This window comes from Acetatifactor sp. (assembly GCF_982438285.1).
The window spans coordinates 1-4,771 of sequence record NZ_CEWDFQ010000243.1 but is presented as its reverse complement, the minus strand read 5'-3'; the positions used below and the strand labels follow the sequence as shown (position 1 = coordinate 4,771).

Here is a 4,771-nt window from a genome sequence, read left to right as displayed (position 1 = left end):
ATAGACGGCAAGGTGTTCCGCATTCACAGAGACTGTATGGAATATGCCAAAAGCGCCTTTGCCCAGTATCACGGCAGGTAAAAAAATCCTTACGGAATATCCCCCTTGCGGGGATACCCTTTGATCCGCTCCCACAGGGCAATATCATACTGCTCCTCCGGTCCTCTTGCTTTTTCCTTTAAAAGAGAGGCATAGATCAGGTCCAGAATTACCAGCGTGGGAAATTGAGGGGAAATCACATTTCCATATTGAAGATTCTTTTTTACAGCTACCAAAACCGTTTCGTCAAAAAGCCCTTGTCCCGCTGCGCCGGAAGAGGTGATAAAGACTGTTTTTGCGCCCTTTGCGGCGGCATGCTCCATAGCCTGTACCACCTCTTTTGTGGCGCCGCTTAAGCTGATGCCTATAATAAGACAATCCTCGGAAACTCTGGCCCCATTTATCATAAGCTGATGGGATTCCGTCACAGCCTCCACATCCATCCCAACGCGCATCAGCCGCAGCTTAAATTCCTGGGCCGCCAAACCAGAGCTGCCAAACCCATACAGAAATATTCTCTTTTTTTCCGCTATCAAAGAAGCCACACGCTTAATCTGATCCTCCCGTATCAGGCTGTAGCTTTTGTGCAGGATTTCCCGATAGGCGTTTAACACAGCCACCGTCTCTGGCTCTGCTTTTGTATCCTGGGCCACTGCAGGCTGATAGCTGTAGATAAATTCCCGATACCCCCGAAACCCCAGCTTCTTGGCAAAGCGGGAGAGGGACGCCTCGGATACATGCAGCTTCTGTGCCATTGCGCGGGAAGAAAAATCCATTTTCTCCTTGTTTTTGATAAAAAAGTCTGCAATCAGCCGTTCCACACCGGTTAGCTTTTCATAATCTGCCTCTATCCTGGGTACAAGACTTGCCGTATACTCTTCCATGCCCCTTCCTCCTTTTTCACACCGTCTCCTTTTTTTCTCATCCTCTGCTTCCATTCTATCTCCCCGCCTGCTAAAATGCAAAACATTTCAAAAACAATTCCTTCTCTGAAAGTAGTTTCAATTGTTTTATTTTTCCCACTTCAAAATCCTGTTTTTTTGATTCTTCTTCCTGTTTACAGCCTTCTTATGGTATTTTTACTTCCTTTGCTGTAAAATCAAGACAGATAGAACATCATGCACAGGAGGATGCACAATGAGAATTTATCAGGCAAAGGACTACAATGAAATGAGCCGGAAAGCCGCCAATATCATTTCGGCTCAGGTGATCATGAAGCCGGATGCTGTTCTGGGACTGGCTACCGGCTCTTCACCTCTGGGAACCTACAGGCAGCTGATTGAATGGTACCAGAAGGGGGATCTGGACTTTTCAGAGGTACACACTGTAAATCTGGATGAATATAAGGGGCTTTCTCCCTCCAATCCCCAGAGCTATTATTATTTCATGCAGGAAAATCTGCTTGGCCACATCAATGTAAAGCCTGAAAACACCAATATTCCCAACGGTCTGGAAACGGATGAGGCCTTGGAATGCAGCCGCTACGACAATGTCATCAAAGAGCTGGGCGGCATCGACATACAGCTTCTTGGCATTGGCAACAACGCCCACATCGGCTTCAACGAGCCGGGAGAAGCCTTTGAAAAGGGGACCCACTGTGTGCGCCTGACGGAGAATACCATTCAGGCCAATTCCCGTTTCTTTTCCTCCATGGATGAGGTTCCCAGGTATGCTTATTCCATGGGAATTCAAAATATCATGGAGGCCAAGTGCATCCTTTTAATCGCCTCCGGCGCCGCAAAGGCCCAGGCACTGTACAACGCTTTGTTCGGCCCCATCACACCGGCCGTTCCCGCCTCCATCTTACAGCTTCACCCCAATGTGTTTGTGGCGGCTGATACGGATGCACTTTCACTGATCAAAGAAAAAGGACTGCTCTAAAAGGAGGGATTTGACTTGATTCTAAAAAATGGTTTGGTTTTTGGAGAGAAGGATTTCTCCAGACGAGATGTTTACATAAACAGCGCACACCAGATTGTTTCTGAGCCGGAGGGTTCGGACGAAGCAGTGATCGACGCGGAAGGACTCTATGTGCTGCCGGGCCTTTTGGATGTTCACATTCACGGAGCCGTGGGGTGTGATTTCTGTGACGGAAATGGGGAGAGCCTTTCCCAGATTGCCGCTTACCTGCATGCAAGCGGCGTCACCTCTTTTTGTCCCACCTCTATGACACTGCCCGAGGAACGGCTTTCCGAAATCTTCAAAAGCATTTCAGAGGCGAAGGAGGACGGACAGCATGCCCATATTGCCGGTATTCATATGGAAGGCCCTTTTTTGTCCTCTGCCAAAAAGGGCGCTCAGAAGGAATCTTATCTGCGGAATCCGGACGTTGCCATGTTCCGCCGCCTGAATGAGGCCGCAGATGGCAGAATCAGGCTGGTAACCATTGCCCCCGAGCTTCCCGGAGCGGATAAATTTATCACAGAGCTGAAGGATCAGGCAGCCATATCCCTGGGGCACTCCACAGCCTCCTATGACATTGCTGCAGAGGCTTTTCAAAAGGGAGCCTGCCACGCCACCCATCTTTTTAACGCTATGCCGCCCTTCCTTCACAGAGAGCCGGGCATCATAGGTGCCGCTGCAGACAACGAGAATGTGATGGTGGAAATTATCTGTGACGGCATTCATCTCCATCCCAGCGTAATCCGCAGCGTTTTCCGCCTGTTCGGAGACGACAGAGTCATTCTCATCAGCGACGCCATGCGCGCCACGGGAATGGCGGACGGCGAATATGAGCTGGGCGGGCAGCCCGTAATCAAAAAGGGCCGGCGGGCAGCTTTGGCCGACGGTACCATCGCCGGATCGGCAACCAATCTTTATGACTGTATGCGCAATGCGGTAAGCTTCGGCGTTCCCTTATTTTCCGCCGTAAAAGCCGCTACCCGCAATCCTGCAAAAAGCATTGGCGCACAAGACTCCATCGGTTCTCTGACCCCTGGCGCAAGGGCGGACATTGTGCTGGCTGACAAGGAGCTGAATCTGGTCAGGGTGATCTGACGTCAAAGAATTTCACCGCCCTGTCTTGGGGCAAAAAAGGAGGATATGGAGCTCAGTACAATGCTCCCTATCCTCCTTTGCTGTTATATGCCCTACCGTTATATACTTTTCTGAAAATCCTCTTCCTCAGACGGTTACGATCACGCCGCCGTCATTGGCGTACATGCTGCTGACCCCTCTGGTGTCCATGATCACCGTTCTCTGAAAGGCAGCCTTTTCCATAATCATATCCCGTACAAACTCCGCACGTTTCAGGGCGTTACAATGGGAAATCATCAGAATCCTGTTCTTTGCATCCGGAGCCTCGCTCACCACCATGTCCGCCATCTTCCCGAGGGCTTTCTTGATGCCGATGCTCTGTCCTCTCTGTACAATTACACCCTTGTCTCCCGCCATCACAGGCTTTATGCTTAAGGTGGAGGCCACAAGGGCCTTTACGCTGGAAAGCCTCCCGTTTTTGCGCAGCGTCTCCAGATTATCCAGTACAAAATAGGTGTGCACATTACTGCGAAATACCTCTATCTGTCTTACAATCTCTTCAAAGGGAAGACCCTTTTCTTCCAGCTCCATAAGTTTTAAGGCTATCTGGGTTTCCCCACAGCTTGCGCTCTCGGAATCAATCACATGAATCTGCTTATCCCCATACTTCTCGTGGTAAAGATTCTTTCCCAGCACAGCGCTGTTATAGCTGCCGCTTAAATGAGAGGACAGCGTCACCGCATAAATATGATCCGCTTCCACATGATAGGCCTCTCTAAAACGCTCAGGGGAAGGACAGGATGACTTAGGGCATTTGGGATACTCTGCCACCTTTTTTAAAAATTCCGCCTGGTCAAAGCTCTCATCATCTAAAATGTGATAATCCCCAACCTCAAGCCCCAGAGGAATTACCTCCAGTCTTTTATCCCCCCACAATTCTTTTGGAAGCTCACAGCAGCTGTCTACGATAATCTTATAACTCATGATACGGTCTCCTGTTTTACCATTTTATTTTTTTGACCATTTTACATGGTTTTCATTACCACTTATGATAACACAAGAACCTTAAAACGTAAAGGCAAAAACGCCTATTTTCACATAAAAAAAAATATGATACAATACCACTCGGCAGAATTACACCAAATCCATAAAGGAGATAACCCATGCTTGCATTACAGATTTCTTCCATGAAGCTTTTTATGAACCAGCTTTTGGCAACGGATGCCTTTGATTTATTTTTGCTTCAGGAGGCCGTTATCACCACTGCAAATACTTACACCATAGACGGCCGTATAAACCGGGACTTTTTTTCCAAGGAGGAATTGGAAAACGGCAGCTGCCCCTATGAGTTTCAGCCCTGGAGCGAAATCAGGGGACTGTGCTTTCACCTGATCAAAGGAAAACACACTCCCCTGTTTTTTAAATTTGTTCTGCAATTAAAGCCGCAGAAGGCCGCAGCGCTTTTGAAGGACCATGCCGACGCGGATTTTTCAGCCATAAAGTCTCTTGTCTTAAGCATCCGGTATGATGGCAGCAAAGCCATTCTGACCACGGCCACAGCCCAGCACACCTTCGTGCTTTCCAAGGAAGCCGATCTGATCTGGGATAAGGCTCTCTGCGCCTACCTTGCCTCCAGAGAAATTCCTTTCGAGATATTATAGCTTTCTTCTATGAGGCGTCCTGGGCCTTTAAAATATCACTGTAATAATTGGTTTGGAGCACATAGGCGCTGAACTGGTACCTGTCCTTTACCTCC

5 protein-coding genes are annotated in these 4,771 nt (G+C 48.6%); 3 read left to right on the top strand and 2 right to left on the bottom strand.

Features of this window, described 5'->3' with window-relative positions; translation table 11 throughout:
* Nucleotides 1-89: 89 nt before the first annotated feature.
* The gene (locus AC1WIP_RS11520) at nt 90-923 is read right to left on the bottom strand and encodes a MurR/RpiR family transcriptional regulator (protein WP_481141963.1); all 834 of its coding nucleotides are present in this window, start codon (nt 921-923) and stop codon (nt 90-92) included.
* A 253-nt stretch (nt 924-1,176) separates the two neighbouring features.
* On the opposite strand from AC1WIP_RS11520, the gene nagB reads away from it, so the two are divergent.
* Both nagB and nagA read left to right on the top strand, forming a co-directional pair.
* Nucleotides 1,177-1,920: a glucosamine-6-phosphate deaminase gene (gene nagB, locus AC1WIP_RS11515; RefSeq protein ID WP_481141962.1), complete on the top strand. Its 744-nt coding sequence runs from the start codon at nt 1,177-1,179 to the stop codon at nt 1,918-1,920.
* A gap of 15 nt (nt 1,921-1,935) precedes the next feature.
* Entirely contained in the window at nt 1,936-3,036 is a 1,101-nt protein-coding gene (gene nagA / locus AC1WIP_RS11510; protein ID WP_481141961.1) for an N-acetylglucosamine-6-phosphate deacetylase, read from the top strand.
* Between the two features lie 126 nt (nt 3,037-3,162).
* Here nagA and AC1WIP_RS11505 read toward each other — a convergent pair whose 3' ends face one another.
* Complete coding sequence (locus AC1WIP_RS11505; protein ID WP_481141960.1) at nt 3,163-3,999, bottom strand: DegV family protein; 837 nt, start codon at nt 3,997-3,999, stop codon at nt 3,163-3,165.
* 179 nt (nt 4,000-4,178) lie between these two features.
* On the opposite strand from AC1WIP_RS11505, the gene AC1WIP_RS11500 reads away from it, so the two are divergent.
* Complete coding sequence (locus AC1WIP_RS11500) at nt 4,179-4,676, top strand: DUF5721 family protein (protein WP_481141959.1); 498 nt, start codon at nt 4,179-4,181, stop codon at nt 4,674-4,676.
* The last annotated feature ends 95 nt before the right edge of the window (nt 4,677-4,771 follow it).

Coding starts and splice junctions, on each gene's coding strand:
- AC1WIP_RS11505 (WP_481141960.1), bottom strand. CDS start 3,999: ATGAGTTATAAGATTATCGTAGACAGCTGCTGTGAGCTTCCAAAAGAA.
- nagB (WP_481141962.1), top strand. CDS start 1,177: ATGAGAATTTATCAGGCAAAGGACTACAATGAAATGAGCCGGAAAGCC.
- AC1WIP_RS11500 (WP_481141959.1), top strand. CDS start 4,179: ATGCTTGCATTACAGATTTCTTCCATGAAGCTTTTTATGAACCAGCTT.
- AC1WIP_RS11520 (WP_481141963.1), bottom strand. CDS start 923: ATGGAAGAGTATACGGCAAGTCTTGTACCCAGGATAGAGGCAGATTAT.